Below are 17,586 nucleotides of genomic sequence, written 5' to 3'. Positions count from 1 at the left end.
GTCCTTGAGGTGCCCTTGGCCGTCGCCCACCGTGGTGGAGCAATGGAGGCCCGCCCCCTCGCCCTCGGAGGTGTACTCGCCGCCAGCCGGGCCCTCGTCACCCGTTCGCGTAGTCCTCGACCAGTGTGGCGGAGCCGGCCGGTGGGTCAGGGCTTCTGCCCGGTCGGCCGGTCGGCGTAGTCCTCGACCAGGTTGCTGATGAGCGCGAGCAGGGCGTTGGCTCGGTGCCGGTCCTCGCACTGGTTGCGGAGGGCCTTGTCGAGTGCCCGGAGGCGGGCCAGGGTGGCCGGGTTCCGGTTCCTCACCTCGTAGAGCAGCGGCGTGGTGATCAGGTCCAGGCACTCGGTGAGCAGCCGACGGGTGGCGGGAGAGGGTGGGTTGGGATCGGGGGCGGCGAACCCCGTGGTCAGGTACCGGGCCGGGTCGGTCAGGCTCCAGCCGACGACCGTGCCGTCCTGGATGAGGAGTGCCGTGTCGGGGGCGATGCCGATGCGTGCCTCCAGTGGCTCGTCGAGGACGTCCAGGTCGCGCAGGCAGGTGAGCACGGTGTCTCCGTGGGCTCGGCAGAGCTCCGCGGTCACCTCCAGGCGGAAGTCCAGGGCTTCGTCCGCGCGAAGGCTGCCCGGGCGGACGGCGGGGGTGGTGGAAAGGCGGGCGGAGTCCTCTGGATCGGCGGACTCACCGGCGACCTGGAACTCGGCGCCGACCAGGTCCCGGCCTTCCGGATCGAACCGGAGTTCGTCGGGGGTGTCCCAAAGCCACGGCTGACTGCCGAAGGTGTCCAGCAGGAACCGGCCGCGTTCCTCGACGTTCGCGTACTCCGCGACCCGCACCCGGAAGTCCCGGAAGTCGAAGCGCGGGGTGTGACGCAGCGGATCGCCCGCTACCGTCGCGGTCCAGTTGTCGTCGAGGACGAGTCTCATCGCTCGTCACCCTGCAGACCGTCCACTGCCAGCCGGTTCACCTTCACGTTGCGTAGTCCTCCACGTAAGTGGCGATCAGGTCGAGCAGTGCGTCGGCCCGGCGCCGGTCCTCGCGCTGGTTGCGCAGGGTCTCGTCGGCGGCCCGGAGGCGGGTCAGGGCGGCTGGTTCGCCGTCCACCAGGTCGTCGACCAGCGGCATGGTGAGCAGGTCCAGGCACTCGGTGAGCAGCCGACGGGTGGCAGGTGACGGCGGGTCGGGGTCGGGGTCGGCGTACGCGGTGGTCAGGTACTGCGCGGGATCGGTGAGGCTCCAGCCGACGATGGTGTGGTGCTGGACGAGGAGTGCCACGTCGGGGGCGATGCCGATACACGCCTCCAACGGCTCGTCGAGGACATCGAGATCGCGCAGACAGATCAGTACGGCGTCCCCGGGAGCGCGGCACAGCACCGCGCACATCTCATGCCGGAAGGCCCGGATCTCGTCCGCGCGGAGCCCGCCCTGGCGTACGGCGGGCATGACGGGAAGGCGGGTGGAGGTCTCGGCGGCGGCGGACACGTACGGCAGCTGGAGTTCGACCCCGACCAGTTTCCGGTTGTCCGGGGCGAATCGGAAGACGTCGGGCGTGTCCCACAGCCAGTGCCGGCTACCGAAGGTGTCCGCGACGAACTGCTCACGCTCCACCACGTCTGTGTAGCGCATGACGCGTACGGAGTCGCCTGCGAAGCGGGGGGTGATGTGCAGCGGATCGTCCGTCACCGTTGCGCGCCAGTCGCCGTCGAACGACAGTTTCGTGGTCATTTCCTGCCTCATCTGATCTGCACTCCTGGGGCCAGGTTGCCGAACTTGCCGGGGATCCTGCCCTCCACGATGTCCTCGTGCGTAACCGGCTTGCCGGGGTCCGACGGACTGCCGCCGAGCGGGTACGGGCGGGAGGATGAGGAACTCCCCGTTCTCCCCGTAGAGCGAAGCCCGCGCAGCACGGTGATGCCACGCCTCGTCCGGTTCGTCGGCGGTGTGGCGGTCGGCGGCGGGGATCGTGGCGACCGGTTCCACCTCGAATCCGCTGACCGCATGGACGGCGGCGTTCACGGGTGGGCCGTCAGGTGCCGCCTCCCCCGTCACCTCGAGCCCGCAGTGTCCAAGGGCGTCCAGCCACTCCGGTGCCCGGCGGTCCTTCATGACCCCTGACCTTCATCGCTGTGGTGCAGGCCGGTTTCCGCACCCGGCGTCGGTGACCATGGGGAACCGCTCATGTTCCGCCGTGGCGAAACGCGTCCCAGACCGTGCGTACGGAGGTCTGGAGTCCGGCGTCGTCGAGATCGCCCGGTTCCGCCAGGTCAGGGTCGACCGAGTAGTCCTCGAGGATCATGAACACCTGGTCGAAGAGATCGCCGAGCGCTCCCTGGAGGCGCTCCCCGTTCGCCTGGGAAGCCCGCCTGGCCTCCCACCAGCCATGCGCGAAGTCCGGCGCGCCGCACGTCCCGTCGGTGAAGGAGTCCAGGAGCGCCAGTTGCCGTGCTGCCGCACTGGCCGGGTCGACGTCGCCCGGCTGGGACCACGCCCTGTGGGCGGGGGGGTGAGAGGCGGCCACGGCCGCCAGTGCGGGGTGCCGTTCCAGGAGAGCGCGCGCATGACGGCCGAAGCGTGCGCGAGCTGTGTCGGTGCCCTCGTTGACGGCCGCGGCCATGAAAGCGGCGGTACCCGCGATCAGCGCATAGCCTTCTTCCGGAAAGAGCACGGCTCCTTGCACATCGGGTGTGCGCAGCACGAACGGTGGGCGGATGCCCTTGCAGTCCGCGTCGGCGGGAAGCCGGGATGTGGCACCGGAGTGGTCGGCGAGGCTCGTGGCGAGGATGTACGAGGCCCCGACGGCACGGCAGCCGGCCGTGATCCGGCGGGCCAGCGCCGCGTCGATCCGAGCGCCCACGGGCACCGGGGCCACGGACTTCCCAAGCAGCCAGGACGAGGTGAAAGTGCCGTCCGTATCGAGCACGACCCCCAGGTCCGATGACTTTCCGTGTTCTGGATCGGTCACCACAGAAACCCTTTGTCGATGATTCCCTGGAACTGCTTGTCGCCGAGTTTCCAGGCCGACCAGAACTTACCATCGGCGTGCAGCATGACCATTTTCTGAGATGCCGGGTCGATGAACCCGACCGCCGGTCCCTGATTTCTGTAGTCGTACCGGTAGATCTTCGTTCCGTCTGCTGTCATGTGTTCGCGCATGGCCTCTTCGAACCGTTGCAGGTTGGCCTTGTTCAGATTGCCGGGACTGTCGAGGAAGTCGCCCGCGTGAGCGTGGAACTTCTTGCTCATCACCTTCTGGCTGGAGAAATCGGCCTTGTCCGCCCACGCCCCCCGAGGGCACGGGGCGAGCCCGAGCGGGTCCGTCCAGGAATGTGGGTTGGCGACGTAGGTGGCGGGGTTGGGCGCAGGGCCGAGCCCGAGGGGGTCCGGGGAGGTGTAGCGGCCGGTCTCGGGGTCGTAGTGGCGGAAGTAGTTGTAGTGGAGGCCGGTTTCGGGGTCGTAGTACTGGCCGGGGAAGCGGAGCGGGGTGTAGGCGCTGCTGTCGCGGGACCAGGCCGTGGTGCCCCAGAGCGTGCTCCTGGTGCGCCAGGCGATCTCGCCCGTCTCGTCGATGAGTTCGGTGGGGGTGCCGATGAGGTCGGTGGCGATGGCGAAGAAGCGGCGGTCGATCTCTTCCTGGCGGTCGTCGGCCGTGAGGATGCGTTCGGTCTGGGCCAGGGGCACGTCGGCCCGGTGGTCCCAGGTGAGGGCGACCGTGTGCGGGAGATCCGGCCGGTGGCTGGTCTGTTCGCACAGGGTGGGGCCGTCCCAGGTGAAGCGGACCTCCTCGACCACGCTCTCGCCGTCGGCTGCCAGGCGCTGTTTCGCGGTGCGGCGGCCGAGCGGGTCGTAGCGGTACCGCCACCGCGTCCCGTCGGGGGTGGTCACCGCGGTGAGGCGGTCCTCGGTGTCCCACTCGTAGCGCCAGGTGTCGGGTGTGCGGGACAGGCGCGTCTTCTGCCGCAGGACGACCCGGCCCAGGGCGTCGTACTCGAAGCGGACGCCTCCGGCACGGGTCAGGGTGACGCCGTTGTAGGCGCGCGGTCCGGTGGCTTCATGGCCCGGGTGGCGGGACGGCCAGTCCGCCGACGTCTGGTTGCCGCTCGCGTCGTAGGCGTAGCGCTCGGTCCAGTCATGGGCGTGCACGGCGGTGACCCGGCCGACCGGGTCGAGGTCGAAAGTGCGGGCGCCCGACAGCCGGTCCGTGACGGAGAGCAGGTGGCCGTCGGCGCGGTAGGCGTAGGCGCGGCTGTTGACGGCACGTGCTCGGGCGGTGATGTGCTGTCCGGTGAGCCGTCCGGCCTCGTCCCAGGCGGAGGTCACGGTGACGGCGTCGCCGAGGACGCGGGCGAGTTCCCGGCCGGCGGCGTCGTGGGTGAAGTCGACGTGGTGTGGGCCGGTGGTCAGGCGGAGGGGCGTGCCGTCGGCGCCGTAGGTGTAGGTGGTGACGTGCCCGGTGGGGGTGGTACGGCGCGTGACGCGGCCGAGGGCGTCGTAGGCGTAGGTGACGGGGCGGCCGTCCACGAGTTCGGTCTTGACGTTCCCGCGGCGGTCGTACTGGTAGCGCAGGTCGCTGTCGGGTCCGGCTGCCTCCAGCAGGCGTCCCGTCCGGTCGTAGGCGTACATCGTCACCCTTCCGCCGGCGTCCTTGCGGACCACCTGTCCGAGCTGGTCGCGCTCGAAGGAGACGGTCCCGCCGAGCGCGTCGACGCGGGTGGCGAGCTGCCCGACGGCGTCGTAGCGGTAGGTGAGGGTGCGGCCGTCGAAGTCGGTCTCGCGGACGACGTTGTCGGCGGCGTCGTACTCGTAGACCCAGCTCATCCCGTGCGGATCGGTGACGCGCCGCAGGCGCAGGGAGGCATCGTGCTCGAACTCGTAACGTGCCCCGTCGGGTCCGGTGCGGGCGAGCGGCAGGTCGAAGTGGGTGTACTCGAACCGGGAGACCCCGCCGGCCGCGTCGGTGGAGGTGAGGCAGTTGCCCTCGCCGTCGTAGGTCCACGACTCGGTGGCGCCGTCGGGGCCCGTGCGGCGGGCGAGCTGCCCGTCGGCGTGCCACTGCAGGCGGGTGACACCGCCCACCGGGTCGGTGATGCGGACCGGCCTGCCGAGGGCGTCGCGCTCCGTGCGTGTGGTGGCACCGGCCGGGCCGGTCACCTCCACGGGCAGCCCCGCCGCATCGCACACCACGCGAGTGGTGCCGCCGAGCGCGTCGGTGAACGAGGTGAGCCGGCCGGCGTGGTCGTAGGTGTAGCGGGTGGTGGCGCCCGCCTCGTCGGTGACCGACGTGCGGTTGCCGCGTTCGTCGAACTCCTGCGTCCTGCGGTACCCGTCCGGGCCGATCACCTCCACCGGCAGGCCGAGCGGGCCGCGCACGGTGCGCAGCACGCTCCCGTCGGGCCGGGTGGCGGACACCACGTGACCCTCCCCGTCACAGGCGTAGAGGGTGGTGCGGCCCAACGGGTCGGTGCGGGTGAGGAGGTTGCCGTGGGTGTCGTAGGCGGAGCGGGTGGTGTGGCCGAGGGGGTCGGTGGTGGCGATCACCCGGCAGTGGTCGTCGATGACGTGGCGGGTGGCCCGGCCGTCGGCGGTGGTCAGGACCGTCGTCCGGTGACCGGTCTCGGCGTCCGGTTCGGTGTACGACAGGGTGATCTGGACATGGCCGGCCTCGCCGCCCTCCGCCACGACGCGGTCGCGGTCGTCGTAGACGTAGTCGTAGCGGCTTCCGCCCGAGTCGATCCAGGCGATGACGCGGCGGCGGTCGTCGTAGACGAAGGTGGTGACGGCGCCCGACGGCTTGGTGACCGTGGTGAGGTCGCGGTCCTGGTAGCCGTAGCTCATCAGGGGCAGGTCCGCCCCGCCCTCGCCCGCGCCGGCCAGGGACAGACCGGTGACCAGGCCGTCGGTGACGGACAGGTTCACCCGGTGACCCGCCGAGTGGACCAGGGCCAGCGGCCGTCCGTCCTCGCCGCGGTCGATGTCGACGGCGTGGCCGTTGCGTTCGGTGATGCCCGACAGCCAGGCGACGCCGTCGCCCCCCGGTTCGCCGCCGGACGGGGCGGTGAAGTGGAAGGTCAGGCCGCTGTCGGGGGCGGTGACCGTGTAGCCGCCGTCGGTGTCGCGGGCCAGCAGCGTGCGGGCCCGGCCCGCCTCCGGGCGGGTGGGCGAACCGGGTGCCGGGTGCGGGTACGGGACGAGCAGTCCCTCGGCGGTGACGTGCAGGACACCGACGGCGTCGATCTCCAGACGCTCGTCGACGGTGGAGGTCCAGGCGGGCCCCAGGAAGCGGCCGGTCGCGGTGCCCGACTCGGTGCGGCGGGTGAAGACCAGCGGCAGGATGCCCGGGATCTGCAGGTCGGTCTGGGGCAGGAACATCCGGCCGGTGGCGAGGTCCACCGGGTCCGTGCCGTCGGTGCTGCGCTCCCCGTCCGGACGGCGGTGGGTCCCGTCCGGGGCGTCGTCGATCAGCCGGCGCAGCCGGGCGGCGTCGGCGGCCTCCTCGGCGATCCGCACACCCTTCACCGCGGCGCCGCCGCCACCGGTGGCCACGGTCAGCGCGATGTCGGGCAGCAGCCGGCCGAAGCCCTCGGCCGGGTCCTTCATGAAGTCCTTGACCATCTGGGTGCCGGTGCCGACCGGGTCGTTGGCGGCCACGACCAGTCCGGCGGCCAGGCTGTTGAGGGACGTGGCGTACTCGGCCGGGTGCGTGATGTTGTACGGGTCCATGGGGTTGACGCTGCGGACGAAGTTCAGCAGCCCCGCCGTGCCCTTGATGACGCCACCGCCGACGTGGTCGCCCATGAGCTGCAGCTCCTGCATCCCGTCGCCCAACTGCTCGGCGTAGGACGGCTTCTGCGGAGCCATGTCGCGGGCGGCGCGGACCGCCGTGCGCGCGGTCTCCGCCGCCGAGTTGCGCTGCTTGCGAGCCTCGGCGAGGAGGTCCTGAGCGTCCTGCATCAGCTTCTTGCCGGGGTCGTCGAACGTCGCCGCGGGCTTCGGCGGCAGCGAGGCCGGGTCACGCTTGTCCGCGGGCTGGGCGTTGTAGCGGTCGACGGCGCCGTTGTAGTCGTCGACCTTCTTGCGGTGGGCGTCGGCGGCGTCCTCGGAGGCCTCGACGCCCTCCTTCCACTTGTCGATCGCCGTCTGCGCCTGTCCCTGCGCCCAGGTGACGGTGGAGGCGAACGCGTCCAGCGCGCCGGCCGCCTTCGTGCAGGCGTCGGCACCGGTGAACCACTTGGGCGGCTGGGTGCTCACCGCGGTGCGCAGCGCGTCGGCCGTCTCACCCTTGAGCCGGGACGAGTCGAGGCCCTTGAGGCCGTTGCCGGCGTTGTCGAAGGCCGACTGGAAGGCGCGGAGCTTCGTGGCGGTGGAGGTGATCTTGTCCGGGCTGCCGTAGATCAGCTTGGTCTTGTCCTCGGTCTGGCCGAGGTCCATCTCGTCGACTTCGGCGCCCAGCCGGTTGGCGACCGAACGGGACTGCTCGCGCACCCAGTCCGCGCCGGACTCCCAGCCGACGTCCGCCAGCCGGTCGGCGGTCCAGTCGCCCGCGTCCTCGACCCGGTTGCCCACCCACTCGACGCCGTCCTCGACCGCGTCCTCGACCGAGTCGGGCGTGATGTCACTGATGAAGTCGCCGATGCCCACCCTCAGTTCCCCCCGGACTCACCCTGTTGCTGCTCCTGCTGGGCGCGTTCCTCCGGCGAAGGGCCGAAGGTGTCGTCCAGCGCCTGGTTCCACTGGTCGTCGGAGATGCCGAGCGCGTCGTTGAGCACCTGCGACTGCCGGCCGCCCTGGCCCTCGGTGAGAACCGTGCGACCGGTGTCCTTCCACGTCTGCTCCATGTCCTGACCCGCCTTGTCGAACGACTCGGCGCTCCAGTCCGGGTCCAGGTAGTCCGGCGTGAAGATGTCGCCCCAGTTCTGCTGGGCGATCTCCTCCTCACTGGCGTGCGGGTTCCCGCCGAACAGGGAGTTGGCGCCCACCTTGAGGGTGGCCGCGACGTACTGGTCGTGCTCCCACTGGGTGCCCGCCGCGAGACCGAGACGGTTCGCGAGCGCACTGGCGTCGCTCACCAGGGCGCGCACGCCCCACTCCCAGCGCTCGCAGAAGTCCTCGAAATCGACCGCGAGGCCGTGGTGCCCGGCCTCCATCCCGGTCATCGCCAGCTCCGAGAACCCCTTTCCCAGCACCGACCCGGTGGCGCCACCGAGTTCACCGAGCTGGTCGATGGTCGCACCCACGCCCTGGGTGAACTTGGCGACGGACGCCTTGTCGAGCTTGAGGTCCGGTCCTTCACCGCTCATGACCGCGGCCCCTCTCCCGCTTCACCGGCGTCGACGGCGACCGCCACCGGCACGATGCCGACGACCGGCGGGAAGAACATCGAGCCCTCCTCGGTGGCGATGTCGACGGCGAGACCGCCGGGCTCGCCGAGGGCGGGCACGATCTCGTCGACGATGCGCGCGCCCAGCAGCGCCGCGTAGTCCATGGGCCGGTCACCGCGCGTGTGGCGCAGGGCGAACCGGGCCAGTGCGGCCTCGTCGGTGAACCCGCAGATCCACCGCACCCCGCCCGAACGCACCGACCAGAGACCTCCGTCGGCCATCGGCACCAGGAGGACCGAGCGTCTCATCTCGCCGACCAGGGCACGGGGGTCGTCGCCTCCCGTTCTCCGCTCGGCGATGCGTTCGGCGAGTGCCGCCTTCGGCTGCTGCACGGTTCCTCCCCGGTCGTAGGTGACTCATGGCACCGTAGAGCAGGACGCGCGCGAAGAAGCGGGCGGTTCTGTTGAGGCCCGCCCGGCTCGGGCCACCCGACTCGCCCGGCTCGGCTTGCCTGACCCGCTTGGCCCGCCCGCCTGACCCGCCTGGCCCGCCCGCCCGCCCGCCCGCCTGGCCCGCCTGGCCCGTCCGGCCCGTCCGGCTCGGCCCGCCCGACTCGCCCGGCCCGGCAGGCGCTTGGGTTCAGTCGCGGCGTCCCTGTCCCTCCATCGTCTCCACCAGCCGCCCCAACGCCCTGAGGACCCAGTCGCGGTCTTCGCCGAGGCCCTCCAGCAACCGGACCTCGGCGGCGAGTTGACGGGGGAAGAGGTCGTCGACGGCCTTGGCGCCCGACTCGGTGATGGTGAGCAGGGCGGCGCGGCGGTCGGCGGGGTTCGTGGCCTGGGAGCTGCGGCATCCGCATCCGATGCTGGACGTCCGCAGGTTCCGGCTGCGTTCCTTCAGCGGTTCGATGCTGGCGGTGCTGTTCTTCTTCTTCGGCACCTTCGGCGCGATCTACTACTCCACGCAGTTCCTCCAGTTCGTGCTGAACTACGACGCGCTGGAGACCGGTGTACGACTGCTGCCGCTGGCCGGTGCGGTCTTCGTCGGCGCCTCGGTGACCGGGCGGCTGACCCCGAAGCTGGGCGTACGGGCGATGGTCGTGTCCGGCATGGTGATCGGCACCGCGGGCGTCTTCCTGCTCACCCGGGTCGACACGGGTTCGACGTACACGGACTTCCTCGCGCCGATGATGATGCTGGGCTTCGCGATCGGCCTGAGCGTGTCCCCGGCGACCGACACGATCATGGGCTCGTTCCCGGAGAGTGAGCTGGGTGTCGGCGGCGGCGCCAACGACACCGCGCTGGAGCTGGGCGGTTCGCTCGGTATCGCGATCCTCGGCTCGCTCCTCGGCACCGCGTACCGCGATGAGCTGACCGACCTGGTCGGCGGCAACCTCCCGGCCATCGCGCTGGAGACCGCCAAGGACTCGGTGGGCGGTGGTCTGGCGGTCGCCGAGCAGGTCGCGAAGGACCCCGCCGGTGGGGCGCAGCAGGCGCAGGCCCTGGTCGAGGCGGTGCACGAGGCCTTCGCGCACGGTGTCGCCCAGACCAGCCTGGTCGGCGGGATCATCATGGCCGTCGGCTCGCTGATCGTCTTCGCGGTCCTGCCCGGCCGCAAGGCCTCCGCGGACACGGCGGGGTCGGAGGGTCTGGAGGGCCCGGAGGGGTCGGACGAGGACGCGGCCGCGGAGGAGTACTCCGCCGCCGCCCGGTAGGCTCTCCCGCTCTCCCGCTCTCCCGCTCTCCCGCTCTCCCGCTCTCCCGCTCTCCCGCCCGCTTGTCGCCCCGCCCCGCCCTACCGTGGTGTTTCTCGGAACTCCGCCGGTGGGGCGTCCGGCTTCCCGCAGATCATCTCGGCCAAGTTCCTCGCGGCGCCGAGCGGATGACCGTCGGGCCGAGCGGGTGACCGTCGGGCCGAGAGCGGGCGGGTGTCGGCAAGCTCCCGGTGCCCGGTGCCCGGTGCCCGGTGCCCAGGGTTGCCCCGATGCGCCGAGGGCTGCCCAGGGTGCTGGAGAGGACCGAGCGGCGTTCGGGACTTCAGTCCGACACGGTGACGGGTTCCGGCTCGGGCTCCGCCTCCGCGTCCGTCGCCGCCTTCGGCATCAGCCCGCTCATCGCGGCGCACTGCTCGGGCCCCATGACATGGGCCAGCGCCCCCGTCACCGTCTCGGCCAGGGCGCCGGAGGCCTCCCGGAGCATGCCCCGGGCCTTCTCGGTGAGGGCCACCTCCACACCGCGCTTGTCCTCGCACACCGACCTGCGGGTGACGAGACCGGCGTGCTGCAGGCAGGCGATCTGGTACGTCAGCCGGGTCTTGGGCCGCCCGAGAAGTTCCGCGACGCGGGTCATGCGGAGGCCGCCCTGGGGCTGCTCCGCCAGGAGGCACAGGACCAGGAACTCGTCGTGCGAGACGTCGAGCCGCTCCTTGACCACCGAACGCAGCCTCTGCTCCACCGCGCCGGTCGCGGCCAGCAGCAACATCCAGCCCCGTAGCTCGGGCGGCAGCAGACCGGCCCCGGCGCCCTGCGCTGACGGGCAAGCGGGCAGGTCGGCGGGGTGTTCAGGGGAGTCTGCCATGGTTCGAGTCTATCTCTAGTCCAAATTTGCATGACCCTGTTGTTCAGATTTGGATAACCGGCTAGCGTGGCCGTGACCCTTATCCAGATGTGGAACACCAAGGAGAACGTCCATGACCGTCGCCGTGGAAACCGGACTGTGGCAGCTTGACGCGGGCGCCTCCACCGTCGCCCTGAAGCACAAGGCGATGTGGGGCCTGGTCCCCGTCAAGGGCGTCTTCGCCACCGTCGGCGGCGGGGGCGAGGTGGCCGCCGACGGGACCGTCACCGGCACCCTGGTCCTGGACGCGGCCTCCGTCGACACCAAGAACGCCAAGCGGGACACGCACCTGCGCAGCGCGGACTTCTTCGACGTCGAGAAGCACCCTGAGATCACCTTCGCGGTGAACGCCGCCGAACTCGGCGCCGACGGGGCGGTGAAGGTGTCCGGCCAGCTGACGGTGCGTGGCATCAGCCGTCCGCAGACCTTCACCGCTCGCCTGAGCCGGGCGGACGCCGACGCGGTCACCCTGGACGCGACCTTCACCGTGGACCGGAACGAGTTCGGCGTGACCCTGAACCAGTTCGGCATGATGGGCGGCCTGACGACGATCACCACCACGCTCCGCTTCACGCGCACGGTCGCCTGAGCCGTCGCCTGACGCAACAGTCGATGTTCGGACGCAGATGTTCGGACGCAGATGTTCGGACGCAGATGTTCGGACGCAGATGTTCGTACGCAGATGTTCGTACGCAGATGTTCGTGCGCAGATGCGCGTACGCAGATGTTCGTACGCGGGGTTTTGCCCACATCCGCCTCGACGGCGTCCACGGTGTCGAGGCGGAAGCCCGCAGTAGGGGATCCGTACCTCCGGGCCCGCAGGGTCGACTTCCCTGCGGGCGGCCGGAGTTCGTAGGTCGCCCTGGCGTGTCCCGTCGCCGCGACCGCCGTGCTCGCCAGAGCCTGGAGGGTGATCGGCACGGCCGCCGGCCACCACGGCGTCACCATCAGGCAGTAACCGACCTGGTACCGCGTCGCCAGGAGTGACCCCGCCGAGCCAGGTCCGCTGACAGCGGATGACAGCGGATGACAGCGTCAGTACGCGATGTCACTTCTCGGGGTGGGCTCTGCGGGGGCGGACGCCGCCGGTTCTGGCTTTTCGGCCGGGTGTCACCCGAGGTGATTCTGTCGAGTACATGGTTTCGCAACGTAATCGTCGCTGGTGGGCGGGGTGCGCCCGGACGCGGGGATTCCCGTGTGGCCGCGTTGGGAACCCGCCGCGCGGCACCGGAGACGGTGGCGGTCCGTGTCGCTGTTGGGCTGAACGGGTGACTTGGCGTAAGAATGGCTGGTGCAGGTATTGAAGGCGAGTCAGTTCGGGGGGTGCCGGTGAACCGTTACGACGTCACCGATGAACAGTGGGAAGGGCTCGCTCAGGTTGTTCCGCTGCGGGGCCGGGACGCGTGGCCGTCGGCGGTGAGCCACCGCTCGCTCCCCGACGCGGAGACGGAGACCAGGCGCCGTTTCGTGGTGCTGCGGGTCAACGTCTTCGCGGACGCCCGCGAGGTCGCCGAGACGCTGATGTCGGGCATCCCGGTGCTGCTCGACCTGACGGGCGCGGAGACCGACACCGCCAAGCGTGTCCTGGACTTCTCCACCGGAGTCGTCTTCGGCCTGGCCAGCGGCATGCACCGGGTCGACCGCAACGTCTTTCTGCTGACCCCACCGGGCACCGAGGTCAGCGGAATCATGGAGGGGGCGGGGGTCCCCGGAGTCTGATCGGATCCTGAGCGGACCTTGGGCGTCGAGCGACTGCGCCGAGCGCGGCGCTCGGCGCTCGGCGCTCGGTGACCCCCGGGCCGGTCGGCGCGCCGCCCTCGCGGCTTGTCGACCCCCGGGCCCGTCGGCGCGCCGCTCTCGCGGCTTGTCGCGCTCCGCGACCGGCGTCGAGGTCGGGGTCGGGGTCGCCCGATCGTAGGAAGCTTTTCGGGGCGGAACGGTTCGTCTGGCGGCGGAGTCCTACGGTCCGGATATGCCCTCGTCGTTTGCCTCTTCTCCTGCCCCTTCCGCTGTCTCTTCGGCGCTCTCACCCCACCCGGCGTCCGACGCGTCCGACGCGTCCGACGGGCGGCCGTCCGGGGGCGGCGTCGCCCCTGCTGTGCCCGCCCCTGCTGTGCCCGCCCCTACCGTGCCCGCGCAGGCGCCTTCAGTGGCGGAGCGACAGGTTCCGTCCCCCGCGCCGGGTCCCCGTACGGCGTCCGCCCAGGTGCGGTACGTCCGGCCCTGCGTCACCGAACTGCGGCTCTCCGCCTTCGCTGGGCATCGCCGGGCCCGGTTTCCGCTGGGGGCGGTCACGCTGTTCGTCGGGGCCAGCGGGAGCGGCAAGAGCAGCGCGCTGCGGGCGTACGAGGCACTGGCGCGGCTCGGGGGCGGGGCCCCGCTGGGGGAGGTGTTCGCCGATCCGGCCGCGTGTGTGCCGCAGGGGGCGCGGCCCGATGCCCAGCGTCGTCGGGGGTTCCGCATCGGATGCACGGCAGACGGACCCGGCGGACCGGTTCGGCTCGACGTCGCCGTGCAGGCCGAGCCCGAGCTGCGCATCGTGGGGGAGCGGCTGAGCGCGGCGGGTGTCGTGCTGCTGGAGACGGCGCTGCGCGATCCCGGGCGCCGCACGGTACAGGCGGCCTGGCACACCGGCGGCTCCGCACCGGTGACGCGCGCCCCGCTGCCCGACGACCGGCTCGGCACCGCCCTGCTGCCGCTGCGCGTGGCCGGCAAGACCGACGGACAACGGCAGGTGCTCGCCGCCGCCGAACAGATGGTCGTCGCCCTGCGGTCCGTCTTCGCCTGCGATCCGCAGCCCGACTGGATGAGGGTCCCCGTCCCCACCGGCTCCGGCCGACTGCTCGCCGGCTGCGACAACCTCGCCGATGTCCTGTGGCGCACCCGCGCGGAGTGCGGACGGCGGCACGCGCAACTGGTGGCCGCGCTGTCGGCCGGATCCACCGGACCGGTCGTGGACCTGCGCGCCGAGCCGCTGGCCGACGGCACGGTCCGCGCGCTGCTCCACCGAGCCGACGGCAGCCGCACGGAGCTCGCCCGGCTGGGATACGGCGAGCTGCGCTATGTCGCCCTGGCCCTGGTGCTGCTCACCGGGCCGGGCGTCCTCGACGTGGACCCGGCCGGCGAGGTGCCCGCCGCGATGCAGACCCTCACCCTGCTCGCGGACGGCCTCGACCGTGGCCTCGACGTGCGACAGCGCGCCGAACTGCTGCGGCTGGCGGTGCGGATGGCCGAGCGCGGGCACATCCGCTGCGTCGGCGCGGTCGGCGACGGGTACGGGGCCACCGTGACGCAGGGAGTGACGGTGGTACACCTGGGTCCGTGACAGAACAACACCTCGACGTGGCGAGGCTCCAGCGAAGACTCGCCGAGTTCGCGGCCGCGCGGAACTGGCAGCCCTTCCACACTCCGAAGAACCTCGTTTCCGCACTCAGCGTGGAGGCGTCCGAACTGGTCGAGATCTTCCAGTGGTTGACGCCGGAGGAGTCGGGGCGCGTGATGGAAGACCCGGACACCGCCCACCGGGTGACGGACGAGGTCGCCGACGTGCTCGCCTATCTGCTCCAGCTGTGCGAAGTGCTCGGTGTCGATCCGCTGGCGGCGCTGGACGCGAAGATCGACCGCAACGAGCACAGGTTCCCGGCGCCGTAGCGACGCCCGTAACGCTCACATGGCGGCGCCGTAGCGGCACCTCGGAGGTGAGCCGAGCAGTCCGTTTTCACTCTCCGCAGTCAGTCGGCGGACCGAAATCGATTTGTTGTCCACAGATTTCGGTCTTCCTCTGGCTTTTCGCACCACAGACCCTCACTCTGGGTAGTGGACTGGTGGACACGGGTGTTCGGGCGGACGTGCGAGCAGCACGTCGGGGCAGACGGGGGCAGCGCATGGACGCGGTGCGGCTCATCCTGACGAGCAGGCGCGCGCTCGCGGGCGGCGGCGAAGGAGCGAGGATCCTCGCGGAGGTGTGGCAGGCGCAGGCCCTGGCGCAGGCGATCGGCAGTCGTCTCGCCGTCTCGGGCCCGCCCGAACTGCGCGGCGAGGCACTGGGACTGACCGAACTGGCGGGCAGAGGCTGCGGTGTGCTGGGCGCGCCGGACCTCGGCCCCGGCGATCTGCTCGCCGCCCGGCTCACCGAACTGGACGACGCCCGCCGGGCCCTGCTCGATCTGAGCGGCCTGCTGGGCGAGGTCGGCATCGCGCTCGTCGGTCTGGCGAGCTCGGCGGACGACCAGGGCACGTACTGGAAGTGCATGGAGGCCATCGACGCGGCGGACGAGTCCAGGGACCGGGTCCTGGAGATGCTGCGCAAGCTGGCGGCGAGGGAGGAACGGGAGGAACGGGAGGAGAGGGAGGACGCCCTGCCGGAGAGGTGAAGAAAGCGGACCTGCCCGGCGCTTGGCGGAGGGAGAGAAGGGGGACGGGGGGGGCGGGGGAGGGGATAGGGGACCGGTGGGGTTGACGGGAGGGCGGGAGTGCAGGATGGAGATATGGATCTGCGTATCTTCACCGAGCCCCAGCAGGGGGCGACCTACGACACCCTCCTCACCGTGGCCAAGGCCACCGAGGACCTCGGGTTCGACGCCTTCTTCCGGTCCGACCACTACCTGAAGATGGGCGACGTGAGTGGCCTCCCAGGCCCCACGGACGCCTGGATCACCCTCGCCGGGCTCGCCCGCGAGACCAAGCGCATACGCCTCGGCACGCTGATGACCGCCGGCACCTTCCGGCTGCCCGGCGTCCTCGCCATCCAGGTCGCGCAGGTGGACCAGATGTCCGGCGGGCGCGTCGAACTGGGCCTGGGCGCGGGCTGGTTCGAGGAGGAGCACACGGCGTACGGCATCCCCTTCCCGAAGGAGAAGATCGGCCGGCTGGAGGAGCAGCTGGAGATCGTCACGGGCCTGTGGGCGACGGAGCTCGGCAAGACCTACGACTTCCACGGCACGTACTACGACCTCACCGACTCGCCCGCGCTGCCCAAGCCCGCGCAGGCGAAGATACCGGTGCTGATCGGCGGCACCGGCGCGACCCGCACGCCGCGGCTGGCCGCCCGGTTCGCCGACGAGTTCAACATGCCGTTCGGCTCGGTCGAGGACAGCGAGCGCCAGTTCGGCCGGGTGCGGGCCGCCGCTCAGGAGATCGGACGGGCGGCCGACGCGATCACCTTCTCCAACGTCCTTGTCGTCTGCGTCGGCAAGGACGACCAGGAACTCGCCCGGCGTGCCGCCGCGATCGGCCGCGAGGTCGACGAGCTGAAGGCCAACGGGCTGGCGGGTTCCCCGGCCGAGGTCGTCGACAAGATCGGCCGTTACGCCGAGGCCGGCGCCCGCCGGTTCTACCTCCAGGTCCTCGACCTGCACGACCTGGACCACCTGGAGCTGATTTCCTCCCGGGTGCAGGCTCAGCTGACGACCTGATACGGCGACCGGGGACGTGGAAGGGCGGCGCGCGCCGGCCCGGCTTGGACATCGTTGTCCTCCTTGTCCGACAACGGGGACACGCCGCCGATCAGCTGTGACACGGCTGTGACCGGAGGCGTGGCCTCCGTCACAGTCGGCATGGCCGGGCCCTGATGAGGTGGCCGGATGCGCAGACCCCTCCCGCTCCTCCCGGCCCTCGCCGCCGTACTGCTCCTCACGGCGTGCGGATCGGAACACGCCGGCACGCGGAACGGCGGTGCCGGCGCGAGCGGCTCGGCGCCGCGGACCCAGGTCACCGAGCCCGCCGTGGACGGGGTCCGGATCACCTCGGTGACCGTCCCCTCCCCCTCCGCGACCCCCGGCGCATCCGGCGGCGGTCCCGTGAAGGCCGAGCGCCTTCCGGCCGGGCTCGCCGCCGACTCCGGGATCTCGGCCGCCTACGAGGTGACCAACTCCGGTACCGAAGAGCTGACGTACACCGTCCGTTTCGACTTCACGACGAGCGCGGGCGAGGTCATGAGCAACGAGACGGTGACCGTGCGCTCGGTGGGGGCCGGCCGGACGGTACGGGGGACCGTCCGACCGGGAATGCTCACACCGGGAGCGTCCCCGATGACGACGGTGAAGGTCAGCGAGGTGACCAAGGTCCCGGCGGACGAGGCGCCGACCGAGGCCGGGGTCTGCCCGCACTCAGGGATCCGCGTCTCGGCCGACGACGGCGACGCCGCGATGGGGCTGCGCGTCGTGGGGCTCGTCCTGGAGAACTGCGGACAACGGGACTACACCCTGGACGGCTACCCGCAGGTGAGCCTCCTGGACGAGGACCATGAGCCGGTCGACGGCGTCGAGATCTTCAAGGGCAGCGGCGGCATCTCCACCGTCACCGGCTTCGACGACCCGCCCCGGCCCGTCACCCTGAAACCCGGCGAACGGGCGAGCGCCGGCCTGATGTGGCGCAACACCACCGGCTCAGGCACCGCGGTCGACGTCCCCTACGTCAGGGTGCGAGCCAAGTCCGACGCCGCGCCGGTGATGGTGACTCCCCACCTGGACCTCGGCACCACCGGAAAACTGGGCGTCAGCCCGTGGCGAAGCACCCCGGAGTAGCCGCCGGAGGGACGGAACGACGGACCGGCGCGAGGTCCGAGAAGCATTCCGCAAGCGGATGCCTGCGGAAGCGGATGCGCGTCCGGCCCGGTGTCTGACCAGCGCGGACGGGTGTCGGCCGACTTGGAAAATCGC

General features: G+C 71.3%; 15 protein-coding genes and 1 pseudogene. 8 read left to right on the top strand and 8 right to left on the bottom strand.

Annotation, left to right across the window (positions count from 1 at the left end; genetic code table 11):
• Nucleotides 1-146: 146 nt before the first annotated feature.
• From ACFWBD_RS19655 to ACFWBD_RS19625, 7 genes are all read right to left on the bottom strand, one after another.
• Nucleotides 147-923, bottom strand: a complete 777-nt coding sequence (locus tag ACFWBD_RS19655) for a hypothetical protein (protein WP_385668075.1) — start codon at nucleotides 921-923, stop codon at nucleotides 147-149.
• Nucleotides 924-966: 43 nt separating this feature from the next.
• Nucleotides 967-1,722: a hypothetical protein gene (locus ACFWBD_RS19650; RefSeq protein WP_385668073.1), complete on the bottom strand. Its 756-nt coding sequence runs from the start codon at nucleotides 1,720-1,722 to the stop codon at nucleotides 967-969.
• A 451-nt stretch (nucleotides 1,723-2,173) separates the two neighbouring features.
• Nucleotides 2,174-2,959: a hypothetical protein gene (locus tag ACFWBD_RS19645; protein ID WP_385668071.1), complete on the bottom strand. Its 786-nt coding sequence runs from the start codon at nucleotides 2,957-2,959 to the stop codon at nucleotides 2,174-2,176.
• A complete protein-coding gene (locus ACFWBD_RS19640) occupies nucleotides 2,956-7,632 on the bottom strand; it encodes a putative T7SS-secreted protein (protein ID WP_385668069.1) in 4,677 nt (1,558 codons plus the stop codon). The genes ACFWBD_RS19645 and ACFWBD_RS19640 overlap by 4 nt, the downstream gene beginning before the upstream one ends.
• 2 nt (nucleotides 7,633-7,634) lie before the next feature.
• Nucleotides 7,635-8,291, bottom strand: coding sequence for a hypothetical protein (locus tag ACFWBD_RS19635; RefSeq protein WP_385668067.1), 657 nt, complete (start codon nucleotides 8,289-8,291; stop codon nucleotides 7,635-7,637).
• Nucleotides 8,288-8,704: a hypothetical protein gene (locus ACFWBD_RS19630; protein ID WP_385668065.1), complete on the bottom strand. Its 417-nt coding sequence runs from the start codon at nucleotides 8,702-8,704 to the stop codon at nucleotides 8,288-8,290. Before ACFWBD_RS19630 ends, ACFWBD_RS19635 begins: the two co-directional genes overlap by 4 nt.
• A gap of 247 nt (nucleotides 8,705-8,951) precedes the next feature.
• Nucleotides 8,952-9,251 carry a hypothetical protein gene (locus ACFWBD_RS19625; RefSeq protein ID WP_385668135.1) on the bottom strand — a complete coding sequence of 100 codons (300 nt, stop codon included), beginning with the start codon at nucleotides 9,249-9,251 and terminating at the stop codon, nucleotides 8,952-8,954.
• Between ACFWBD_RS19625 and ACFWBD_RS19620 the strand changes: the two are divergent.
• Nucleotides 9,139-10,026: pseudogene (locus tag ACFWBD_RS19620) on the top strand (MFS transporter); the annotation flags it as partial. The gene ACFWBD_RS19625 and the pseudogene ACFWBD_RS19620 overlap by 113 nt on opposite strands.
• Before the next feature lie 322 nt (nucleotides 10,027-10,348).
• On the opposite strand, the gene ACFWBD_RS19615 reads toward ACFWBD_RS19620, so the two are convergent.
• A complete protein-coding gene (locus tag ACFWBD_RS19615) occupies nucleotides 10,349-10,888 on the bottom strand; it encodes a MarR family winged helix-turn-helix transcriptional regulator (protein WP_385668063.1) in 540 nt (179 codons plus the stop codon).
• A gap of 112 nt (nucleotides 10,889-11,000) precedes the next feature.
• Here ACFWBD_RS19615 and ACFWBD_RS19610 point away from each other — a divergent pair, with 112 nt between their 5' ends.
• The 7 genes from ACFWBD_RS19610 (at nucleotide 11,001) to ACFWBD_RS19580 (ending at nucleotide 17,451) form a co-directional block, all read left to right on the top strand.
• On the top strand, nucleotides 11,001-11,516 hold the full coding sequence (locus ACFWBD_RS19610) for a YceI family protein (RefSeq protein ID WP_385668061.1): 516 nt from the start codon (nucleotides 11,001-11,003) through the stop codon (nucleotides 11,514-11,516).
• 740 nt (nucleotides 11,517-12,256) lie between these two features.
• Entirely contained in the window at nucleotides 12,257-12,646 is a 390-nt protein-coding gene (locus ACFWBD_RS19605; protein ID WP_355703366.1) for a cell division protein SepF, read from the top strand.
• Between the two features lie 487 nt (nucleotides 12,647-13,133).
• A complete protein-coding gene (locus ACFWBD_RS19600; RefSeq protein ID WP_385668132.1) occupies nucleotides 13,134-14,252 on the top strand; it encodes an ATP-binding protein in 1,119 nt (372 codons plus the stop codon).
• Entirely contained in the window at nucleotides 14,249-14,578 is a 330-nt protein-coding gene (locus ACFWBD_RS19595; RefSeq protein WP_385668059.1) for a nucleotide pyrophosphohydrolase, read from the top strand. The genes ACFWBD_RS19600 and ACFWBD_RS19595 overlap by 4 nt, the downstream gene beginning before the upstream one ends.
• Before the next feature lie 233 nt (nucleotides 14,579-14,811).
• Nucleotides 14,812-15,300, top strand: a complete 489-nt coding sequence (locus ACFWBD_RS19590) for a DUF6099 family protein (protein WP_385668057.1) — start codon at nucleotides 14,812-14,814, stop codon at nucleotides 15,298-15,300.
• 114 nt (nucleotides 15,301-15,414) lie between these two features.
• Nucleotides 15,415-16,341 carry an LLM class F420-dependent oxidoreductase gene (locus tag ACFWBD_RS19585; RefSeq protein WP_385668055.1) on the top strand — a complete coding sequence of 309 codons (927 nt, stop codon included), beginning with the start codon at nucleotides 15,415-15,417 and terminating at the stop codon, nucleotides 16,339-16,341.
• A 168-nt stretch (nucleotides 16,342-16,509) separates the two neighbouring features.
• Nucleotides 16,510-17,451: a DUF4232 domain-containing protein gene (locus ACFWBD_RS19580; RefSeq protein ID WP_385668053.1), complete on the top strand. Its 942-nt coding sequence runs from the start codon at nucleotides 16,510-16,512 to the stop codon at nucleotides 17,449-17,451.
• The last annotated feature ends 135 nt before the right edge of the window (nucleotides 17,452-17,586 follow it).

Source organism: Streptomyces sp. NPDC060002, assembly GCF_042737245.1.
Classification (GTDB): domain Bacteria; phylum Actinomycetota; class Actinomycetes; order Streptomycetales; family Streptomycetaceae; genus Streptomyces.
The sequence above is the reverse complement of the archived record's forward strand: the minus strand, read 5'-3'. Positions and strand labels throughout refer to the sequence as shown.